A 21,337-nucleotide genomic window follows, 5' to 3' on the forward strand; every position below is an offset into this window, starting at 1 on the left:
CCAGGATGTCATCCAAAAGGGTCGTCATTTGTTTCTCCCATGCACCAGAAAATACCGGCCTGCTTGGTATAGGGAGCGCAGGCGCTGTGTGACGGCTAAAATGCTCAATTTTATAAAATACAATTATATTACTATTTTCAATAGCCAATATCTATCGATTCAGTTGAAATATTTTACTTTCTTTTGTAAATGAGAATCGTTACTATCTAGATCAAGGATAAGCGAATTCAACAGAAAGGAACGTCCCTTGTTCACAGCCATCAAAACATTCAGCCAGGTGTGCACGCACATGTCGATCGCCTTCGGCCTTGCCTATTTGCTGACGGGTTCGCTGGCACTCGGTGGCTTGGCCGCAATCATCGAACCGGTCATCAATGTGGGCCTGCTGCCGTGGCATGAAAAAGCCTGGCACGCGATCCGCCGCCGCCACGCGGCCAGCCGCCTGGGCTTGGCCGCCCTGGCCGGCGAAAAACTCAGCCAGACGGCCATGCACATGGGCGTGGCCTTCGGCGTCATGTACTGGGCCACGGGTTCCATGGCCTTCGGCGGCCTGCTGGCCGTGGTCGAGCCGATCTGCAACGTGATCGTCCTGCCCTTCCACGACCGGTTGTGGGAACGATTTCGTTTCCGCATGCAAGGCCGGGGCGCGGCGCAGCTGGCTACGATGCCCAGCTGATACTGTTCACCCAAGAACAAGGACTGGGGTCCGACCCCGGCTTCTTGTCGCAGGCCAAAGCCGCTATGGTGGCCGGTTTCAGCCGTCCGCAAGGCATGCTTACGCCTTGCCCGCCCACACAGGCGGCCGCCTTGGAAGCCACGGCGCCGCCCGCTCCAGCTGGCCGGCCAGGCGCAGCAAGGTTCCATCGTTGCCATACCCCGCCATGAACTGCATGCCGATCGGCAAGCCATCATTGGACATGGCCAGCGGCACGGACATGGCCGGCAAGCCCGCCACGTTGGCCCGCGGCGTGTACGGCGAATGCTCGAACAGGCGCGCCGTCCAGCCCAGCCCATCGAGCTGTTCCTCCTTTTCACCATAGCGCCCCAGCGGCCACGGCACATCCGGCATGGTGGGCGTGAGCAGCACGTCGTACTGGCCGAACAAGGCGCCGGCCTGGCGCGTGACGGTGTTGCGCACGTCGAGCGCGGCGACGAACTCGACGGCCGACACCGTCTGCCCGTACCGGTAGCAGGCCAAAGTGGACGGTTCCAGCGTCTCGAGCGACACGGCGCGCCCGCTTTCCCGCGCCAGGCCGTCTATCCACGGCACCAGGTTGGCGCACCAGATGCTGGCGTTCGCCTGCACGAAGGCTTGCCACGACACGCCCAGCGCGGGCGACACTTCCTCCACGTGGTGGCCCAGGCTTTCCAGCAGGCGCACGGTGTCTCGCAGCGCGGCATCGACGGCAGGTACGGGATGGGCGCCATTGCTGGCGGCCCGCTGCACGGCAAAGCGCAGCTTGCCCGGCGCCACGCTCACCTGCGACAGCCAGGTGAAGTTGGGCGGACGCGTCACATACGGCTCGCCCGGCATGATTGCCTGCACGCAGTCGAGCAAGGCGGCGCTGTCGCGCACGCTGCGGCTCACGCCCAGCTGCACACCCAGGCCGCTGAAGATTTCGTCCATGGCGGGGCCGTTCGACACCCGTCCCCGGCTGGGCTTGAAGCCGAACAGGCCCGTCGAGGCGGCCGGCACGCGGATGGAGCCGGCCGCGTCCGTCGCATGGGCCAGCGGCACGATGCCGGCCGCCACGGCCGCCGCCGCGCCGCCGCTGGAGCCGCCCGCGCTCAGGCTGACGTTCCACGGGTTGCGCGTGGTGCCATATAAAACGGGTTCGGTGGTGGTGGCAAAGGCCATTTCCGGCGTGCTGGTGCGTCCGAACGTCGCCAGGCCCGCTGCGCGGAACTGCGTCATCAGGTGGGAATCAAACGCGGCGACATGGCCGGCGCCCAGGCGGCTGCCCGCTTCGCTGCGCTGGCCCGCCATCGTGACGCCCACATCCTTGATCAGGAATGGCACACCGGCGAACGGCGCCGCGTGGTCGATGGCAGTCAAATCGGCCGGCCACAGCTCGACGACGGCATTGATCTGCGGGTTGACGGCGGCGCAGGCGCGCTGGGCGGCGTCGTGCACTTCGGCGGCGGAAACGGCGCCCTGGCGCAGCAGCTGGGCCAGCCCTAAGCCATCAAAGCTTGTATATTCATGGAGTTGCATCAGTTAGTTCCTGTAAAAGGTGAAGAGTGAAAGTCACAGAAACCACTGTAGGGCTTGCGCTATCATAGTGGAAATGAATAGTTGATATACAAGGTATAGCCATGAGCAATTTGCATAAGCTGGACTTGAACCTGCTGCTGACCCTGAATGCCTTGTTGATCGAGCGCAACGTGACGCGGGCGGCCGCGCGGCTGCACCTGAGCCAGCCGTCCGTCAGCGTGCAGCTGGGCAAGTTGCGCGCGGCCTTCGACGATCCGCTGCTCTTGCCCGGTCCGCGCGGCATGCTGCCCACGGCGCGGGCGCTGGCCCTGTTCGCGCCCTTGCAGGCCGTGCTGGCCCAGCTTGAGCAAGTCTTGCAGCCGGAATCGGCCTTCGATCCGGCCACGGCTGAAGTGCGCTGGAACCTGGCGGCGGCCGACGCCGCCGAATATGCGATCCTGCTGCCCATGCTGCCCGCTTTGCGCGCGCAGGCGCCCCTGTCGCGCATGGCCGTGTTCGAAGCCGTGCCGGCGCGCATGGCGCACGACCTGGAAACGGGCCAGGTCGACCTGGGTTTCCTGGCGCAGGAAGAAGCGCCGCCCGGCTTGCGCCACCGCACGCTGTTCACTGAACATTATGTGCTGGCGGGCCGGCGCGACCACCCATTGCTGCAGGAGCAGCCCAAGCTCGATCAGTTTTGTGCGCTGGAATTCATCGTCGTCTCGCCCAACGGCGGCGGTTTCCGCAGCAACGTCGATACGGCGCTGGAAAAGCTGGGGCGCACACGCAAGGTGGTGCTGTCTGTGCCGCATTTCCTGATCGTGCCGCCCTTGCTGGCAGCGTCCGACATGGTGGCCCTGCTCCCGTCGCGCCTGCTGAAGAAGGCGCTGGGCGCGCTGCGCACATGGGAGCCGCCCGTGGCCCTGCCCGACTACGAGATGGCCGTGGTCTGGCACGAGCGCATGCACCTGGACCCGGCGCACCGCTGGCTGCGCGAGCGCATCCTGGCCAGCTTGCAGGCACCGCTACACGATTTTCCGCTGTAAAACACTAGGGAAGATTACCTAGTTGTTCGAAAGAAACTCCCAATGTTCGCCGTGGTGACGACTGCGTAAGCTTGCGCGTAATAATAAAGGGTCACCATGAACGTCATTTCCATCCTGCACCGCGGTTCGCGCCGTCTTCCCGTTTCATCCTTTTCGATCACTTCCTGGCTGGCTGCAATGCTGCTGGGCATGCTGGTCTTCAGTGCCGGCGCCTGGGCCGCGCCCGCCAACACGCCCGCAGCCTCGGCCGAGCTGATCAAGCGCGGCGAATACGTCGCCCGCCTTGGCGACTGCGTGGCTTGCCACACGAGCCCGAACGGCGCCGCCATGGCCGGCGGCCTGGAACTGAAAACGCCGTTCGGCACCATCTACAGCACGAATATCACGCCCGACGCCAAGACGGGCCTGGGCACGTACACGTTTGCCCAGTTCGACCGCGCCATGCGCAAGGGCGTGGCGGCGGACGGCCACAACCTGTATCCGGCCATGCCCTACCCTTCCTACGCGAAGATCACGCCCGACGACATGCAGGCGCTGTACGCCTATCTGCAGCGGGGCGTGGCGCCCGTGGCGCAGCAAAACCGCGCAACGGACATGAAATGGCCGTTCAGCATGCGCTGGGGCCTGTCCTTGTGGAATGCCGTCTTCCTCGACGACGCGCCGTTCAAGCCCGACAGCGCCAAGTCGGCCCAGTGGAACCGGGGCAGCTACCTGGCCCAGGGCCTCGGCCATTGCGGCTCCTGCCACACGCCGCGCGGCGTGGCTTTCCAGGAAAAAACCATGGGCCAGGACGGCGGCAGCGGCAAGCTCTACCTGTCCGGTTTTACGTTTGACGGCTGGCATGCGGTGAACTTGCGCAATCTGTGGACGCCGGGCGACATCGTGCAATTGCTGAAAACGGGCCGCAACAGCTTCGGCACGGCGGCCGGCAGCATGACGGAAGTCATCACGCACAGCACGCAATACTTCACGGATGCCGACCTCGACGCGCTGGCGCACTACCTGCACGGCTTGCCCGCCAAGGATGGCGCGGCCGCGCCGCCGAAGAAAACGGCGCCGCTCGCGGCGGCCAGCAACGATGCGCTGTACAACACGCGGGGCGGCCTGGGCTACCTGCAATTCTGCGCCACCTGCCACCGCCGCGACGGCCGTGGCGTGGACAACATTTTCCCGCCACTGGCGCGGAACGACTCGGTGCAGTCAAAAGACGCCACCTCCGTCATCCATATCGCGCTGACGGGCTGGCAGTCGGCCGTCACGCAGCACTCGCCCCGCTCGTTCGGCATGCCCGCATATGACCGCCTGTCGGACACGGAACTGGCGGAAATCCTCACCTTTGTGCGCGGCAAGTGGGGTAATCAAGGCGCGCCCGTCACGCCCGCGCAGATCGCCAGGGTGCGCAAGGAGCTCAAGCTCAAGGCGCCGGACGCGGGCGGCTTCGTCACGCCCCGTTTCGCCGCCCTGACGGCCGATCCGAACGCCAGTCAATTGATCCACGGCATGCAGCTGATGACGGAAACGCGCGCCCGGCTGCCGCAAAACGTGGGCAACGACCTCAATTGCAGCAGCTGCCACCTGAATGGCGGCACGGTGGCCGGCGGTTCGCCCTTCCTCGGCATTTCCGCCTTCTTCCCGTCGGAAGCGCCGCGCGCCGGCAAGGTCATCAGCCTGGGTGAGCGCATCAACGGCTGCTTCCGCCGCTCCATGCACGGCAAGCCGCTGCCCGTGGACGGCCCCGACCTGCAGGCCATGGTCGCCTACATCGACTGGATGAAGGGCGCCACGCAAGCGGGCGACAAGGTGGCGGGACGGGGCGTGGCGAAGATCGACCGCGCGCTGTTGCCCGATCCCGTGCATGGCAAAAAGGTGTATGCCGAGCAATGCGCCGTCTGCCATGGCGCGAATGGCGAAGGCATCAAGGGCGCCAACGGCGTCGTCGCCTTTCCGCCGCTGTGGGGCGAGCGCTCGTTCAATATCGGCGCCGGTATGGCCCGCACCTACACGGCGGCCGGCTTCGTCAAGGCGAACATGGTGATGGGCCACGGCCAGAAATTCCCGCTGGGACAAGGCAACCTGTCCGACCAGGATGCCGTCGACGTGGCGGAATATTTTACGCACATGCCCCGTCCGGACTTCCCCGACAAGGTCAAGGATTGGCCCAAGGGCGGCAAGCCCAAGGATGCGCGCTACTGAGGCGTGAATTTCCCGGGCGGCGCCCCTTCTGGACGCCGCCCGCCTGTGATACGCTGCTCGCTCCATCACGCAGGAGCGACGCATGCACACCGACAGCGGCCGCGCGGCCCCATCCGACACCTGGCTGGGCAAGCTGGGCCCCGGCCTGATCACGGGCGCGGCCGATGACGATCCCAGCGGCATCGCCACGTATGCGCAGGCGGGCGCCCAGTTCGGCTTCGGCATGCTGTGGACGGTGTGCCTGACGTTTCCGCTGATGCTCGGTATCCAGGTCATCAGCGCCAAGATCGGCCGGGTCAGCGGCCATGGGCTGGCGACGAATATCCGCCGCCACTACCCGAAATCCTTGCTGTACGCCATCGTCGGCTTGCTGCTGCTGGCCAATGTCATCAATATCGCCGCCGACGTGGCCGCCATGGGCGATGCCCTGACCCTGATCATCGGCGGGCCCACGCATCTGTACGCCGTCGGCTTCGGTTTACTGTCCCTGCTGCTGCAAGTCTTCATTCCGTATCAACAATATGTGCGCATCCTGAAATGGCTGACCCTGGGCTTGCTGGCCTACGTGGCCACCGTGCTCACCGTGCATATTCCCTGGGGCGAAGTGGCGCTGCGCACGGTCTGGCCGCAGGTCGCCTGGTCGGCCGCCTCGGTGACCATGATCGTGGCCGTGTTCGGCACCACGATCAGCCCGTATTTATTCTTTTGGCAAGCCTCGCAGGAAGTGGAAGATTTGCAGGCCGATGCCAGCGCGCAAGCCTTGCGCCGCACGCCGGAACTGGCGCCACGCCAATTCCAGCGCATCAAGATGGACACGGCCATCGGCATGGGTTTTTCCAACCTGGTGGCCTTCTTCATCATGCTGACGACGGCCGTGACCCTGGGCGCGCAAGGCATCACGCACATCGATACGTCCGCCCAGGCCGCTTCCGCCCTGCGCCCCATCGCGGGCGACTTCGCCTTCGCCCTGTTCAGCCTGGGCATCATCGGCACGGGCTTGCTGGCCATTCCCGTGCTGGCCGGCTCGGCCGCCTACGCCATGGCGGGCGCCTTTCACTGGAAAAACAGCCGGGAACTGGCGCCCCGGGCGGCCAAGAAGTTCTACGCCATCATCATCGGCGCCACCATGCTGGGCGCGGCCCTGTGCTTTTCGCCGCTGGCCCCCATCAAGGCCCTGTACTGGAGCGCCGTCATCAACGGCGTCATTTCCGTGCCCATCATGGTGCTGATGATGGTGATGGCGTCGCACCCCGCCATCATGGGCACGCTCACCATTTCGCGCCGCCTGCGGGCGCTGGGCTGGCTGGCCACCCTCGTGATGGCGACGGCCGTGCTGGCCATGTTCGCCACCATGGCCTTTTGATGCCTACGCCGTTTTCGGCTTGAGCATGCCTTCCACGATGCCCAGCACGGTCTGACGGGGCAGCAAGCGCGGCAGCCAGGCCAGCAGCCGGTTGGGACGGCCGGCCACGTGGCTGCTGCGACCCCGGTCCAGCGCGCGCAGCGCTTCATCGACGACGGCTTGCGGCGCCATGCGCTGGCCCACGGCCGCTTCGGGCGCGGCCACTACGTCGAAGAAAGCCGTGTCCGTGGCGCCCGGGCACAGACCCAGCACGCGCACGCCGCGGCTGCGGTTTTCCGCCCACAGCGCTTCCGAGAACGACAGCACGAACGCCTTGCTGGCGCCGTAGACCGCCATATAGGGATCGGGCTGCAGGGCCGCCGTGGAGGCCACGTTGATGATGGCGCCCCGTCCTTGGGCCAGCATGTGCGGCAAGACGCAGTGCGTCAGTTCCATCAGGGCCGTGCAATTGACGGTCACTTCGCCAACTTGCCGTGCAAGATCGATGCTTTCGAAGCGGCCATGCGTGGCAAAACCCGCGTTATTGATCAGCACGTCGGGCGGCATGCCCAGCGCGCAGGCCTGTGCATGGGCTTGCGCGGCCGCTCCCGGCAGGCTCAGGTCCGCCACCAGCGCGTGGGCGCGGATGCCGTGACGCTTGGCAAGGTCGGCGGCCAGCGTTTCGAGCACGGCGCCGGAGCGGGCCAGCAGCAGCAAATGGGCGCCGCGTGCGGCCAGGGTTTCCGCAAAGACGCGGCCGATGCCGGACGAGGCGCCCGTGATCAGCACGGTCTGCTTGGTGTAGTTGAAAGCGGTCATGGCATTGGTGTGGAGTAGAAAGAGCGTTTAATGTAAACTGTAGACTTTAGTCCACGGTCAAGGGGAATCGATGCGTATCGGAGAAATCACCCGCCTGACGGGCGTCAGCAAGGATACGGTGCGCTTCTACGAGCGCCAGGGGCTGCTGGACGAAGCGCCGCAGCCGGGCCTGACGAATAACTACAAGGAATATTCGGCGCAGGCCTTGCGGCGGATCGAGCTGATCGGCCACGCCAAGGCGCTGGGCTTTACCTTGAAGGAAATCGCCGAGGTCATTGCCGTCTGGCAGGAAAATGCGCTCGATGCGCAAACCAAACGGGCCATGCTGGAAACGAAAATCGCCCAGATCGACGACAAGGCCCGCTCGATGGCCGTGCTGCGCGCGGGACTCGTCGATGCGTTGGCCAAGGTGGAGACGGGCTGCGAGGACGGCATCGCGGCCGCCAGAAATTTACAAGGATAATCAATGACTTATTACACGCAGTACCGCCACCTGGCGCTCGAGGGCGCCAAGCCTGCCCCCACGGCGCAGCAGATCACCGCCATCGAAACCCTGCTGGAAGCACCGTTGCCGCCCGCCTTCCTGGCTTTCCTGCAAGCGGCCAACGGCGCCTGGTTCGATTACACCTGCGATGTGCTGGACGGCAATGGCGGCGTGGAAAAGATGGGCTTCAATACCTTTTTCAGCGCCGACGAAGGCGATTTCTGCGATGAAACGTTGGTAGGCGAAATCCGCGCCGCCCGCCAGCATACGGACATGCCCGTGAAAATCCTGCCCTTCGCCCGCGATGGCGGCAATTCCATGCTTTACCTGGATCTGACGGAAGAAGGCGGCGGCCGCGTGCTGGCTTATGTACAGGAGTTGCCGGACTGGACGGGCAAGCGCGCCCACGGCCTGATGACACTGGCGCCCTCCTTCGATGCCTGGCTGGACAGTCTGTATATCGACCGCGACACGGTGCTCGATGAACTCGAACACAGCGTCTCGGAGCCATCGCACCTGGACGCGATGGCGGAATGGCTCGATATCGGCATGCCCGCCTGGCGGCGCGATGCCGGCATCGCCGCCTTGTTTGCCCTGAAGCAAGTCGAACTGTGCGCGAACGAACAGGACTAGTCCTACGGGCATGATCGCGACTGTCCTATGGGTGTGCGCAGGCTGCTGGCTTAACATTGTCATCAGCTTGTAGAAAAAACCACACCTGAAAGGAGTTTCCATGCCTATCCCGACCACCAGTTCCCGCGCGCCCTCCCTGAAAAGCGTGGCCATCGGCGCCGCCGTGGCGTTGCTCAGCGGCATCGCCATCAACAGTATCGCCGCCGCGCCAGGTGCGTACGACAAGCAATTCCTCAGCAAGGCGGCCGACGCGGGCAGCACGGAAATTGCCGCCAGCAAAGTGGCGCAAAGCAAAAGCAGCAATGGGGAAGTGAAGAAATTCGCCGATGCCATGGTGGCGGACCACACGAAAGTGGCCGACGAGCTGAAACAGCTGGCCAGCAGCAAGCACATCGAGGTCAGCCACCAGCCCGGCAAGAAGCACCAGGCGCAGATCGACAAGCTGAGCCGCCTGGAAGGCGCGCAGTTTGACAAGGAATATGCGGCCACCATCGGCGTGGCGGCGCACAAGGAGGCCGTGAAACTGTTCACCGACGCCAGCCAGAAGGCAAGCGATCCCGATATCAAGGCCTTTGCCGCAAAAACCTTGCCAGCGTTGCAACACCATCTGGCAATGGCCAATACCCTACAGGCGGCCTTGCCGAAATAGATCGCCATACACAGCAATAAACGGGAAAATACTTGCCGTACGTGCTGTACAGCAAGTATTTCCGCTCTTGGCATACAATGCGGCTCACTCAGTTTCAGGCTCCGCCATGACCTCATGCAGCTACTCAAGAAAACCGGCCTGATTGCCGCCGCCCTCCTGTTCTCCATCGTTCTGGCCGCCTGGCTGTTCATCAAGGTGGCGGCGGCCCGCAATGCCACCGTGTACGCCCAGGAATGGAACGATCAGCGCACGTGCGTCATCAAGACCTATGTGCCCCACTACGGCGACGGCGTGCCGCAGAACATCGTGCGCGCACTGAGCACGTCCACGTTTTTCCGCGTCTACCACAAGGATGGCACCTTGCTGGAAAGCACGGAATGGGTGCTGGACATGCATGAAGACGGCATCCTCGACCATGCGCGCTGGGGCCAGAACCAGACCCGCGCCATCTACCCGACGGACATGGGCGACGAAGGCTGGACCTTGCCCGAATGCGCGTAACCCTTTAGCAATCAAACGAAAGACTCCCATGCTGCGAGGCCCCTGGAGCGACGCTCCCTATCTCCCCACGCTCCACTATTTCCTCGGCCCTTTCGACGTGTATGACCGCGAAGAAACCATGGGTGTGGAGCTGGACAGCTGGGACATGAACGACCCGGCGCAGCGCGCTGCCCTGATACGGCGCGACATCACCTCGCAATACAAGGAACTGAGCTACCGCCACCGCCACGCGCTGGTGGCCGTGCTGGCGCAGGCGCTGCAAGACCCGGGCTACGATTTCCAGGCCATCCTCGAGCATGATCCCGAAAGCACGCACGCCCTGCCCGCCATGTGGGATGAGATGGCCGATCCGCGCGCCTTCTTTGCCGATATCTATCGGCTGGTCCGGCAGGATTGGGCCGACGACCTGGCCAGGGCGGCGGCGGAAGACCCGTCCGACTGGTAGCGCGGCGCGCGCGCCACACTATCGCCACGATAGCCTGGCCCCTGCTTTTCACTCTGTAAACGCGATTGCGCCAAGTGCGCGTGGCGTTGCAAAAACACCCCACTCAAAAAAAATCTGTTGCACCAGCGCATGTCCACTGGCATCGCGCTACCATGAACCGTCAGCACGCCCCCAACCGCACCGGTTTCCCGCCGGCTTTCCTGCCGCAATGTGAAGGAGATTCTCATGCCCAAGTTCGCCCCTGCCATTTGCCTGCCGCTCCTGCTTGCCGTCGGCATGCTGCCCTGTATCGCCAGCGCTGCCGAAGGCGGCGCCACGCGCGCCGATGCCGAAGCCATGGTCAAGAAAGGCGTGTCCTACATCAAGAGCGCCGGCGACGCCAAGGCGTATGGCGAGATCACGGCCAAGTCGCCGCAATTCATCCTGCACGACCTGTACCTGGTTGTGTATAAGCTCGACGGCACGGTGGTCGCGCATGGCGCCAACCCGAAAATGGTGGGCAAGAACTTGATCGAACTCAAGGATATCGACGGCAAGGCCTTCGTCAAGGAGAGAGTCGACCTGGCCAAGAGCAAGGGGACGTTCTGGCAGGAATACAAGTTCACGAATCCGGAAACCAAGAAGATCGAGCCCAAGGTGATGTATTGCGAGAAACTCGCCGAAACCGTCGTCTGCGGCGGCATCTACCTGTAGCCAGCCGCCGCGCCGGGATGGTTTTCCGCTCTCTTGACGATATGGGTTCCGATGAAAATCGCACAAAAGATGTTGATCGTCCCGGTGGTCGCGCTGGCTTGCCTGCTGGCCATGGGGGCCTTGTCCTACTTCGCCATGCAGCAGAACGAAAGCCGCATGCGCGAACTGAAAGACGTCACCCTGACGGCGGAGCGGCTTGCCAACCAGCAAGCCATTGCCCTTGGCCAAGTCCACGCCGACGTATATGCGAAGATCGCCATTGCCGCCAGCCTGTCGGACGAACAGTTCAAGCAATTCGGCGCGCAAACGGATGGCCAGCTCAATGCCATCGCGCAAGGCTTGAAGGAACTCAAGCAATTCTCGGGCGCCGCCACGGAAGCGGACCAGGCCCTGCCGGGCCTCGAGCGCTACCGTGCCAGCGTGGCGCAGGCGCTGGACCTGGCCTCGATGGACCCGAATACGGGCGTGGCGGCGATGCAAAATGCCGCCACGCACTACCAGCAAGTGCGGGGGCAGCTGCGCCAGGTGTTGCTCAACCTCGACCACCGCACCGTCGACGCGCTGCAGGAGACAAAAAACGCCGGCCAGCGCGCCGGCTGGCTGTCGCTGGGCACCATGGCCATCGGCTTTGCCCTGCTGGCCCTGATCGCCACCTGGGTGGCCCGTTCCGTCGTGCGCCCCATCGATGAAGCCTGCCGTGCCGCCGAGTCGCTGGCCGCCGGCGACCTGACCATGCGCATCGAGGCGCGGGGCGACGACGAGGTGGGCAAGCTGTCGCGCGCACTGGCCACCGTGCTGAAGAACTGGAACACCTTGTTGGGCGACATACGTCAGGCGGGCTCCACCATCACGGTGGAAGCGAGTGAAATTGCGTTGGGCAATGCGGACTTGTCGGCCCGCACGGAGTCGCAAGCCCATTCCCTGCAGGAAACAGCGTCATCCATGCATGCGCTGACCGATACCGTGCGGGAAAACGCCAGCCATGCGCACCAGGCCAACCAGATGGTGCTGTCGACCTCGAACGTGGCGCTGGAAGGCGGCCGCGTCGTGGGCCAGGTGGTCGAGACGATGGGCTCGATCAAGGCCAGTTCCGGGCGCATCGTCGACATCATCGCCGTCATCGACGGCATCGCGTTCCAGACGAATATACTTGCCTTGAACGCGGCCGTGGAAGCGGCGCGCGCGGGCGAACAGGGGCGCGGTTTTGCCGTCGTCGCCACGGAAGTGCGGGGCCTGGCGCAGCGCTCGGCCACGGCGGCGCGCGAAATCAAGCAGTTGATCGAGGATTCCGTTGCCAGGATAGAAACAGGCAGCGAACTGGCCGACAGCGCCGGGCGCACCATGGGCGATATCGTCGCCTCCGTTCAGCAGGTGACGGAAATCATGAACGACATCACGGCGGCCAGCCAGCGCCAGAGCAAGGGCATCGAGGAAGTCAACAATGCCATCACGGAAATGGACGAATTGACCCAGCGCAATGCCGCCCTCGTCGAGCAATCGGCCGCCGCCGCGCAAAGCATGCAGGACCAGGCGCATGATCTATTGCGCGTGGTCGATGCTTTCCGCCTGGGCGACGGCGGCCCGCCGCTGCTGCCGCGCTAGTCGCGCTAGTACCGCTGCGGCATGGCGGCCCGGGAACAGGCTTGCATGGCCTTGCCTGTCTCGACCAGCGCGGGGTCGGTTTCCCGCCGCAAGACATTGCCCATGCGGAATTGTTGGTGGTAATCACCGAGCATGGCGGCATACAGGAAAACCTGATCCCGCCTGCGCCAGACGGCACTGTAGTTGCTGCCGGGAGCGACCGGCATGGCGCCGATGAAATAACTGTACAGGCCGCTGATCTTCTTCTTGTGCAGCCATTCCATCAATTGCACGATGCGGTACTGTTCCAGCAGGCTCAGTTCGCTGACATTGGCGCCGGACAAGGCGTAATACAGCTCCAGACGGGCCATCCAGTTGCCCTTTTCGCCTGCCGCCACCAGCGCATTCCAGGCGGGACCGGTGCGTACCTTGCCCACCTCGTCAGGCGATCCCACCCAAGCCTCGACGGCAGCCTGGTCCGGCACGGGGCCATAGTAGGCGGGCGCGCGGCAGACGAACTGGCGCGCGTCGGGCCCTTCCTCCTTGAACTCGTCGGCGATGTAGCTGGAGACCTTGTCGCCGATGCCCAGCAGGCGCTTGCCATAGCCGTCCAGGGTCCAGCTCGAAGGCAGGCGGCCCAGCCAGGCCAGCGCATCGTCGTTGGCCCGGGCTTCCACCGCATAGGCGGCGATTCTGGCCTGCATTTTCACTTCTTTCTGCTGCTCTGCCAGCTTGAGCGCCTCTTGCTCCTCATCGTAGCGGCTGGTGGTCTTGGCCAGCTTGACGCAATCGAGGAAAGCCTCGGGCGCGCCCTGCCAGCACCGGGCCGGCACCTTCAGCTGCCAGCGCATGCTGACGGTTTTCAAAATATAGTTTTCTTCGCCCTCTTCCCCTTTGAGATAGGCGCGGCCGTCCGCCTTGGTCACGCCCTTTGTCAGCTGCTTGCCGCCCGCCGTGCTCCAGGTGTACGGATCATCGTCTTGCGGTACGCCGGGCACGGCGTACAGGGTCAGGTAATGGCCGGCGGCGGCCGGCGCATCGGCCGCATGGCACAGCGGCGACAGCAGGGACAAGGTGAGTAAAGTTTTTTTAGGCAACAGTTTCAGCATGCAGCAATCGGTTCAATGAAGTTCGGTATGGCAGGCGCAGTCGTGGCCGCTGGCCGCCTCGGACAGGTTTTGCAGAATCGCGCAGTCTTGCGACGGCTGCGGCTGGTCGCACTGGTGGCGCAGGGTTACCAGCTGCTGCTGCAGAGTTTGCAAATTCGCCATCTGCTCGGCGATGCGCAGGATATGGTGGTCGAGCAATTCGTTGACGCTCTGGCAGCCTTCGGCCGGATTGTTCTTAAATTCCAGCAAGGCGCGGATATCCGTCAAGCCGATCTGCAAGGAGCGGCAATGGCGGATGAATTGCAGCCGTTCCTGGTGTTCTTCGCGGTATTCGCGGTAGCCGGCGCTGTTGCGGCCCGGTTCCTGCAGCAAGCCCGCCTTTTCATAGTAACGCACGGTTTCCACGTCACAATCTGTCCGTTTGGCCAGTTCTCCGATACGCATGGCATCCCCTTTTTCATTCCAACTTGCAAATTCCGCTTGACCCTGTAGCGGCTACAGGGTTTCTAATGGAAGCATACACCAAACCGGAAGGACGAATGCGATGCCGCACGATAGCCACGATCATACCCACGAGCACGAGCACAAGCACGACCATGAGCATGAGCATGAGCATGCACCCAAGGCGGCCAGCTGCTGTTCCAGCCAGCATGCGTGCTCGTCCACACCTGCAGTCAATGCTGCGCCAGCCCTGCCCAGCACTCCCGTCGCCGGCGCCAACACGGCCAAATACCGTATCGCCAACATGGATTGCCCCACGGAAGAACGGCTGATCCGCAACAAGCTGGCCAATATGGCGGGCGTCGTGGGCCTCGATTTCAACCTGATGAACCGCGTGCTCGACGTGCATCACACCCTGGCCTCGCTGGCCACGGTGGAAGCGGCCCTGCACGGCATCGGCATGCAGGCGATTCCCATGGAAGCGGACGCTGCCGTCGCGCGCGACCCGAACGAAGGCAATCTGTCCGGCCTGCAAAAGGGCTTGCTGGTGGTCTCCGGCCTGGCTGCCGCCGGCGCCGAGGCGCTGGCGTGGACCACGCACGCTGACAGTTCGCCCCTCGTCATCGCCCTGGCCCTGCTGTCTATCGCCACGGGCGGCTGGCCGACCCTGAAAAAGGGCTGGATTGCCCTGAAGACCTTCACCCTGAACATCAACTTCCTGATGAGCCTGGCGGTTTTCGGCGCCATCGCCATCGGCCAGTGGCCGGAAGCGGCCATGGTCATCTTCCTGTTCGCCATTGCCGAGCTGATCGAAGGCTTGTCCCTGAACCGCGCGCGCAACGCCGTGCACAGCCTGATGCAGCTGGCGCCGGACACGGCGACCGTCGCCGACGCCGGCGGCGCCTGGCAGCAAGTATCCGTCGCCACCGTGGCCATCGGCGCGACCATGCGCGTGAAACCGGGCGAGCGCATCGCCCTCGACGGCGTCGTGGCCAGCGGCGAATCGTCCGTCAACCAGGCGCCGATCACCGGTGAAAGCATGCCGGTGGACAAGACCGTGGGCGACGTCGTGTATGCGGGCACCATCAATGAACGGGGCTTGCTCGACGTTACCGTGACGGCCAACAGCGGCAACAGCACCCTGGCCAAGATCGTCAAGGTGATCGAGGAAACTCAGGGAAAACAGGCGCCCACGCAGCGCTTTGTTGACAATTTTGCCCGCTACTACACGCCCGCCGTGGTCGTCTTCGCCATCCTCGTGGCCGTGCTGCCACCCTTGTTGCTGGGTCAGCCCTTCATGGCGTGGGTCTACAAGGCCTTGGTGATGCTGGTGATCGCCTGCCCGTGCGCGCTCGTCATTTCCACGCCCGTCACGGTCGTCAGCGGCCTGACGGCGGCCGCGCGGCGCGGCATTTTAGTGAAAGGCGGGCAATTCCTGGAAACGGGTTACCGCATCAAGGCCATCGCCGTCGACAAGACGGGCACCTTGACCATGGGCAAACCGGCCGTCACGGACGTGGTTGCCATGGAGGGCAGCGACCGCGACACCATCCTGCTGCTGGCCGCCAGCCTGGACGCCAATTCCGCCCACCCGCTGGCCGCCGCCATCGTCAAGGCGGGGCCGCCCGCCAGCAGCCACTTGCCCGTCACCCAGTTTGCCGCCCTGCATGGACGCGGCGTACAAGGCAATATCGATGGCCAGACCTATTATCTGGGCAATGCGCGCCTGATGACGGAATTGAACGTGCTGACGCCGGCACTGCAAGCGATTTTGGCGCGGCTGGAACAGCAAGCCTACACAGCCATGGTGCTGGCCACCCCGGCCGGTGCGCTGGGCGTGATCGCCGTGGCTGACGTGCTGCGTCCGACGGCGGCGTCCGCCATCGCCCGCCTGAATGCGCTGGGCGTGACCACCGTCATGCTGACGGGAGACAATCTGCTGACGGCGCAGCGCATCGCGGCCGAGGTGGGCGTAAGCCTGGTCAAGGCGGAATTGCTGCCAGAAAATAAACTCGATGAAATCAAGGCCTTGCAGCAAGAGTTCGGCGTGGTGGCGATGCTGGGCGACGGCGTCAACGACGCGCCGGCCCTGGCGCAGGCCGACATCGGCTTTGCCATGGGCGCGGCCGGCAGCGACACGGCCATCGAAACGGCGGACGTGGCCCTGATGGACGATGAACTGGGCAAGTTGCCCGAATTCATCAGCCTGAGCCAGCGCACGCGCAGCATCCTCGTGCAAAACATCAGCTTTGCCATCGGCATCAAGGCCGTGTTCTTCGGCCTGGCCCTGGCCGGCATGGCAACCCTGTGGATGGCCGTGTTCGCCGACGTGGGCGCCAGCCTGCTGGTGGTGGCCAACGGCTTGCGCCTGTTGCGCAATAACAAGCAAACATAGTCCCGCGCAGAAATATTTCCATCTGGACAATTGGTGTAAAAAACGCTACTTTGGCGGCTGTTCCCACCGCCGCCAAAGTAGCCGATGACCTTACTGCCCCGTTTGACCCTGCTGGCCGCTCTGCTGGCTGGCACCTCCCTGCATGCCGAACCGATGTTTTTCACGCCCTGCTCCGATACGGCCGCCCCCGGCAGCCTGTGCTCGGGCTTGAACGTGCCCGGCAGCTACGATGCCCAGGGCCGCGCCGTCGGCGAGGCGGATGCCATGCACGTCTTCGTGCGCAAGTTTGCCGCCGATGTGCCTGCCGGCAAGCCCGCCAAGGGCACGCTGTGGCTGGTGGCGGGCGGCCCCGGCGAATCGGGCGCTTCGTTCTACAGCCTGCTGCCCACCCTGCGCCGCAGCTTTCCCGGCTTTGAATTCCTGATCCCCGACCATCGGGGCACGGGCCACTCGTCGCGCCTGTGCAAGGTGGAAGAATCGGAACAAAGTCCCGGCGGCCGCGCCCTGGCCGGCGCCGAATGGGCCAGCTGCTTCAAGGGCATCAATCTGATGCCGGAATACGCGGCGCAATTTTCCATCACCACGGCCGCGCGCGACTTGAAAGCCTTGATCGAGGGCGAGCGGAGCAAGCGCAAGCAGCCGCCCGTGTATGTATACAGTGTGTCGTACGGCACGCAGCTGGTCTTGCGCACCTTGCAGCTGGGGCCGCTGCCAATCAAAGGCGTGATTTTCGACTCGCTGGTGCCGCCGCAAACGGATGCGCGCTGGGACTTGAGCCAGCGTTCGCACGTGGTCAACCAGGTCGGCAGGCAGGTGCTGGCCCGCTGCGATGCGGATGCAGCTTGCCATGCGGCACTGGGCGAGCCGGCCGAAGCCTTGTACCGCCGCGTGCTGGACAAGGCGCAAGCCGAGCCCGCCCTGCTGGCGAAGATTCCCGGCAAGAACCTGAAAAACTTCCTGGGCGGCATGCTCGACGTGCCGGCCGCCCGCGCCCGCATCCCGTATCTGCTGCACGACCTGGACCAGGGCAAGGATGGCGAACTGGCCGCCGTGCGCGCCACGTTGACGGAAGCGGCAGCCAGCCTGGGCAGCTATCCCCAGTCGCCGCTGTCGATTCCGCTGGTCAGCATCATCAGCAATTCGGAAAACAATCTGCAGCCCTCCTTGCGTCCCGACTGGACGGCCGCCGACCTCGACCGTGAAGAGGCGGACTTGCTGTTGACCAGTCCCCTGCCCCGCATCCTGCTGGGCGGCGGCTTGCCCACCTACCCGCGCGACGCCTATTTCGGCACCCTGCCGGCGAAAATGCCGCCCACCCTCGTGCTGCAGGGAACCCTGGACCCGAAGACGCCGTACGCTGGCGCACAGGCGCAAGTGCAGGCTTTGACGCAAAGCAAGGCGGGCACGGTGGCGCTGGCCACCGTGCAGAATGCCCCGCATTTCATCCTGTGGACGGCGCCCGCCTGTTTTGAGCAAGCCACTACCCGTTTTATTGCCGGCAAACCGGCGCGCGATTGCACGCTGTAGTTCCCCCCTACAATATAGAAGAGGATGATATGCGCATCACAGGCTTGGCATTGCTGCTGTTAACCTGTTTCGGCGTGGCACAAGCGGCGGCGCCCGCCGCGCCGTCCATCTGCGCCTCGCCCACGCAAGCCGTGCGCGAACAGGGCTATGTGCCCATCAATGGCATCGAACAATGGATCACGGTCACGGGCGCCGCCTGCGGCAATCCCGTGATCCTCTTCATCCATGGTGGCCCCGGCAACGCGCTGAGTCCCTACGCGGAGGCCATCTATGCGGGCTGGGAGCGCCAATACACCCTGGTGCAATGGGACCAGCGCGGCGCGGGCATGACGTATGCGAAACAGCGTCCGACGGAAGACATGCCCTTGACGGTGGAGCAGATGCGCGACGACGGCATCGCCGTGGCCCGCTATCTGCGGCAGCGCCTGGGCAAGGACAAGCTCATCTTGATGGGCAGTTCCTGGGGATCGATCCTGGGCGTGCACATGGCCAAGGCGCAGCCGGAGCTATTCCACGCCTACATCGGCACGGCGCAGGTGGTCAATGCGCGGGAGAACGAGACCGGCATGTACCGCGAAGTGCTTGCGCTGGCGCAAGCGGCCGGCGATAGCGCGACGGTGGACAAGCTGACGGCGCTGGGTCCGCCGCCATGGCGCGATCCGCGCAACTTCGGCATCCTGCGCCGCTTCGACCGCAAATATGAGGCACTGGCAACGGATGCGCCGCCAAAACACTGGTGGCAGCCGGCGCCGTTCTACGCCACGCCGCAAGCGCTGGCCGATGCCGAGGCGGCCGATGATTACTCGTACATCCAGTTCATCGGCCTGCGCGGCGACGGCATGTTTGCCAAGGTCGACCTGCCCGCGCTGGGTACGCGCTTCGACTTGCCCGTGTTTTTCGTGATGGGCGAAGCGGACCTGCTGACCTCGCCCGCCATCGCGCGCACGTATTTCGACAGCATCACGGCGCCGGCCAAGGGTTTTACGGTAGTGAAACGGGCCGGACACGACCCCAATGAGGCCGTGCACGACGCCCAATGGACGGTCTTGCGCGAGCAGGTGGCGCCGCTGCTGAAGCGCTGAATAATCAGATCGCGCGGCGCGCCCGCAGATGCAGGTAGCGGATGGTGGCGGCGGCCGCCATCAGGATGCCGGAAGCCGTTGCCAGCACGACAATAAATGCCTTGTCGAAGGCCGAACGGGCCAGTTCCGACACTTGCAGGCCCAGTTCGGCCGGCAATTGCTCGGCGGCCAGCAGCGCCGCATCCAAGGTGTCATGCACGTTCGGCAAGACGCCGGCGCTTTCCGGGATCACCAGGGTGGCGCTGTAGACGGCCGACATGATGGTGCCCAGCACCGTCACGCCGATCACGGCACCCAGCTCGTACGACACTTCCTCGATCGAGGCGGCCATGCCGGCTTGCTGGGGAGCCACGTTGAGCATCACGGCGCTCGAGGCGGCCGTCATGACGGCGCCCAGACCCAGGCCCAGGATCACCAGGCTGGCCACCTGGGCCGAGACGGCGGCGTCATGCAGCAGCAGATACGACGCCATGCCTATACCGGACAGCAGCAGCGAACCCCACAAGACCTTGGCCTTGTCGGCGCGCGGCAGCATGAAACCCGTCAACGGACCGGCAAACACGGACGCCAGCGGCAGCGGCAACAGCAGCAAGCCCGCTTCCAGCGGCGACAATTCCCGCACCAGCTGCATGTGCTGGCTCAGCGCCAGTTCCATGCCGATCAGGGCGGCGGACGCCACCATGGCGGCGGCCACGGCGCTGGAAAACGGCAGTTCGCGGAACAGGGCGAAGTCGATCAGCGGCTTGGCTTGCCGCTTCTGGCGGCGTACGAATTTCAACATGAAGAAGGCGCCCACGGCGAACGAGGCGGCGGCCAGCGCATACGACGGCTGCGACTTGCCCAGTTCCTTGATCGCATACACGCCGCCAAGCAGGCCCATCATGATTTGCAGCGAGCCCTTCAAGTCCCACGGCTTGTCGCGGTTACCGGCCCGTTTCGGCAGGACGACGGCAGCCAGGACCAAGGTCAGCAGCACGATGGGCACGTTGATCAGGAAGACGGAACCCCACCAGTAATGTTCCATCAGGAAACCGCCGAGCACGGGGCCGAACGCGGCACCGCCCGAGGCGATCGCCGCCCACACGCCGATGGCGAAGGAGCGCTCGCGGTTGTCCGTAAAGGTCAGGCGGATGATGGACAGGGTGGCCGGCATCATCAGCGCGGCGCCGATGGCCAGCAGCACGCGGGCAAAGATCAGCCATTCGGCGGCCGGCGAAAACGCGGCGCACAGCGAGGCGATGCCGAACACGGCCAGGCCGGCAAGGAAAACGGGTTTGTGGCTCAAGCGGTCACCGAGGGTGCCGAGGCCGGGCAACAGTCCGGAGACGACCAGCGCGTAGACGTTGATGATCCACAGTTTTTGCGAGGAAGTGGCCTGCAAGTCGCGCGTCAGCGCGGGCAAGGCGGTGTAGAGCACGGTCATGTCGACCACGATCAGGAACAGGGCGCTGGAGACGATGGCCAGCGTCAGCCATTTTTTCATTGGATGCATAAACAACTCATGTATTATTTAACAACTGTCGGTTTGGATGAAACGGGTGCTGCGCAAATATTTACGTTCCAGGCTGCCACGGGCCTGGCCTTGTCGGGGGCGGCGGGCGTCAGCCACGGTCGCCGTCCTTGTCATCCACGGCGGCACTCGCTGCAGTTGCGTCGAGTTCGCGCAGCATGACGACGGACACCTGCTTGAAGCCGCGGCCCTGGAAGAATTGTTGTGCCGTCAGGTTGTGCGCGCCGCATTCGAGGAACAGGCGGGCGATGCCGTGGCCGCGCAGCTCATCGGCCACCCACTCCACCAGCAAGCTGCCGATGCCGCTGCCGCGCACGGAAGGCAGCAAGACCAAGTCGTCCAGCGCGGCGAACGATTTCGAGGCGCGCTGGCGCGTGTCGATGGAAACGAGGGCCATGCCGACGATGGCCTCGCCGGCGGTGACGACGGCCAGCAGGGTCGAATCGCCATGGGCCCAGTCGTGCGACAGGGCGGCGCGGATTTCGCCGCGTATGACTTCAGGCAAGTCCGCGCGCCAGTTGCCGGGCGCATCGGCCCGTTCGCCCTGCAGCTCCGAATGGGAGATATAGTCGGCGCTGACGTTGTCAAGATAGAGCTTGCACAGCGCATCTTCGGCGGTGGCGTCGTGACACCAGCTGAAGCTGATGGCGGGGGTATGGGCTTGGGCGTTTTTCATGGCGGATCTCGTGTTAT

The 21,337-nt window shown here is 64.3% G+C and carries 20 protein-coding genes; 14 read left to right on the forward strand and 6 right to left on the reverse strand.

Going from position 1 to position 21,337, the window contains the following annotated elements; genetic code table 11:
• The first annotated feature begins 247 nt into the window (after nt 1-247).
• The gene (locus AC0V2Y_RS26560) at nt 248-676 is read left to right on the forward strand and encodes a DUF2061 domain-containing protein (RefSeq protein ID WP_475415091.1); all 429 of its coding nucleotides are present in this window, start codon (nt 248-250) and stop codon (nt 674-676) included.
• Nucleotides 677-775: 99 nt separating this feature from the next.
• Here the strand turns inward: AC0V2Y_RS26560 and AC0V2Y_RS26565 are convergent, their stop codons facing one another.
• Nucleotides 776-2,215 (reverse strand): amidase, encoded by a 1,440-nt coding sequence (locus AC0V2Y_RS26565; protein WP_475415090.1) that lies wholly within the window; start codon nt 2,213-2,215, stop codon nt 776-778.
• Between the two features lie 101 nt (nt 2,216-2,316).
• Between AC0V2Y_RS26565 and AC0V2Y_RS26570 the strand changes: the two genes are divergently transcribed.
• The 3 genes from AC0V2Y_RS26570 (at nt 2,317) to AC0V2Y_RS26580 (ending at nt 6,796) form a co-directional block, all read left to right on the forward strand.
• Nucleotides 2,317-3,240 carry a LysR family transcriptional regulator gene (locus AC0V2Y_RS26570; RefSeq protein ID WP_475415089.1) on the forward strand — a complete coding sequence of 308 codons (924 nt, stop codon included), beginning with the start codon at nt 2,317-2,319 and terminating at the stop codon, nt 3,238-3,240.
• A 177-nt stretch (nt 3,241-3,417) separates the two neighbouring features.
• Nucleotides 3,418-5,433 (forward strand): c-type cytochrome, encoded by a 2,016-nt coding sequence (locus tag AC0V2Y_RS26575; protein WP_475415093.1) that lies wholly within the window; start codon nt 3,418-3,420, stop codon nt 5,431-5,433.
• An 82-nt stretch (nt 5,434-5,515) separates the two neighbouring features.
• Nucleotides 5,516-6,796, forward strand: coding sequence for an NRAMP family divalent metal transporter (locus AC0V2Y_RS26580; protein ID WP_475415088.1), 1,281 nt, complete (start codon nt 5,516-5,518; stop codon nt 6,794-6,796).
• A gap of 3 nt (nt 6,797-6,799) precedes the next feature.
• Here the strand turns inward: AC0V2Y_RS26580 and AC0V2Y_RS26585 are convergent, their stop codons facing one another.
• Nucleotides 6,800-7,594: an SDR family NAD(P)-dependent oxidoreductase gene (locus AC0V2Y_RS26585; protein WP_475415087.1), complete on the reverse strand. Its 795-nt coding sequence runs from the start codon at nt 7,592-7,594 to the stop codon at nt 6,800-6,802.
• 70 nt (nt 7,595-7,664) lie between these two features.
• Between AC0V2Y_RS26585 and AC0V2Y_RS26590 the strand changes: the two genes are divergently transcribed.
• The 7 genes from AC0V2Y_RS26590 to AC0V2Y_RS26620 all read left to right on the forward strand — a co-directional run bounded on the left by AC0V2Y_RS26590 (nt 7,665) and on the right by AC0V2Y_RS26620 (nt 12,601).
• Nucleotides 7,665-8,057 (forward strand): MerR family transcriptional regulator, encoded by a 393-nt coding sequence (locus AC0V2Y_RS26590; RefSeq protein WP_475415086.1) that lies wholly within the window; start codon nt 7,665-7,667, stop codon nt 8,055-8,057.
• Nucleotides 8,058-8,060: 3 nt separating this feature from the next.
• Entirely contained in the window at nt 8,061-8,711 is a 651-nt protein-coding gene (locus AC0V2Y_RS26595) for an SMI1/KNR4 family protein (RefSeq protein WP_475415085.1), read from the forward strand.
• A 100-nt stretch (nt 8,712-8,811) separates the two neighbouring features.
• Entirely contained in the window at nt 8,812-9,360 is a 549-nt protein-coding gene (locus AC0V2Y_RS26600) for a DUF4142 domain-containing protein (RefSeq protein WP_475415084.1), read from the forward strand.
• A 114-nt stretch (nt 9,361-9,474) separates the two neighbouring features.
• Complete coding sequence (locus AC0V2Y_RS26605) at nt 9,475-9,861, forward strand: hypothetical protein (protein WP_475415083.1); 387 nt, start codon at nt 9,475-9,477, stop codon at nt 9,859-9,861.
• Nucleotides 9,862-9,889: 28 nt separating this feature from the next.
• Entirely contained in the window at nt 9,890-10,306 is a 417-nt protein-coding gene (locus AC0V2Y_RS26610) for a hypothetical protein (RefSeq protein WP_475415082.1), read from the forward strand.
• Nucleotides 10,307-10,531: 225 nt separating this feature from the next.
• Nucleotides 10,532-10,999, forward strand: coding sequence for a cache domain-containing protein (locus tag AC0V2Y_RS26615; protein ID WP_475415081.1), 468 nt, complete (start codon nt 10,532-10,534; stop codon nt 10,997-10,999).
• Nucleotides 11,000-11,050: 51 nt separating this feature from the next.
• Nucleotides 11,051-12,601 (forward strand): methyl-accepting chemotaxis protein, encoded by a 1,551-nt coding sequence (locus AC0V2Y_RS26620; RefSeq protein ID WP_475415080.1) that lies wholly within the window; start codon nt 11,051-11,053, stop codon nt 12,599-12,601.
• 5 nt (nt 12,602-12,606) lie between these two features.
• Here AC0V2Y_RS26620 and AC0V2Y_RS26625 read toward each other — a convergent pair whose 3' ends face one another.
• Nucleotides 12,607-13,689: a hypothetical protein gene (locus tag AC0V2Y_RS26625; protein WP_475415079.1), complete on the reverse strand. Its 1,083-nt coding sequence runs from the start codon at nt 13,687-13,689 to the stop codon at nt 12,607-12,609.
• 12 nt (nt 13,690-13,701) lie between these two features.
• Entirely contained in the window at nt 13,702-14,133 is a 432-nt protein-coding gene (cadR, locus tag AC0V2Y_RS26630) for a Cd(II)/Pb(II)-responsive transcriptional regulator (protein ID WP_034787498.1), read from the reverse strand.
• 100 nt (nt 14,134-14,233) lie between these two features.
• Between cadR and AC0V2Y_RS26635 the strand changes: the two genes are divergently transcribed.
• The 3 genes from AC0V2Y_RS26635 (at nt 14,234) to AC0V2Y_RS26645 (ending at nt 19,134) form a co-directional block, all read left to right on the forward strand.
• Nucleotides 14,234-16,525, forward strand: a complete 2,292-nt coding sequence (locus AC0V2Y_RS26635; RefSeq protein WP_475415078.1) for a heavy metal translocating P-type ATPase — start codon at nt 14,234-14,236, stop codon at nt 16,523-16,525.
• Between the two features lie 84 nt (nt 16,526-16,609).
• Nucleotides 16,610-18,052 (forward strand): alpha/beta fold hydrolase, encoded by a 1,443-nt coding sequence (locus AC0V2Y_RS26640; protein ID WP_475415077.1) that lies wholly within the window; start codon nt 16,610-16,612, stop codon nt 18,050-18,052.
• A 29-nt stretch (nt 18,053-18,081) separates the two neighbouring features.
• The gene (locus AC0V2Y_RS26645) at nt 18,082-19,134 is read left to right on the forward strand and encodes an alpha/beta fold hydrolase (RefSeq protein WP_475415076.1); all 1,053 of its coding nucleotides are present in this window, start codon (nt 18,082-18,084) and stop codon (nt 19,132-19,134) included.
• A 4-nt stretch (nt 19,135-19,138) separates the two neighbouring features.
• Here AC0V2Y_RS26645 and AC0V2Y_RS26650 read toward each other — a convergent pair whose 3' ends face one another.
• Nucleotides 19,139-20,617, reverse strand: coding sequence for an MFS transporter (locus tag AC0V2Y_RS26650; RefSeq protein WP_475415092.1), 1,479 nt, complete (start codon nt 20,615-20,617; stop codon nt 19,139-19,141).
• A gap of 118 nt (nt 20,618-20,735) precedes the next feature.
• Nucleotides 20,736-21,320: an N-acetyltransferase family protein gene (locus AC0V2Y_RS26655; protein ID WP_475415075.1), complete on the reverse strand. Its 585-nt coding sequence runs from the start codon at nt 21,318-21,320 to the stop codon at nt 20,736-20,738.
• Nucleotides 21,321-21,337 lie beyond the last annotated feature (17 nt).

This window comes from Janthinobacterium sp. BHSEK (assembly GCF_056174685.1).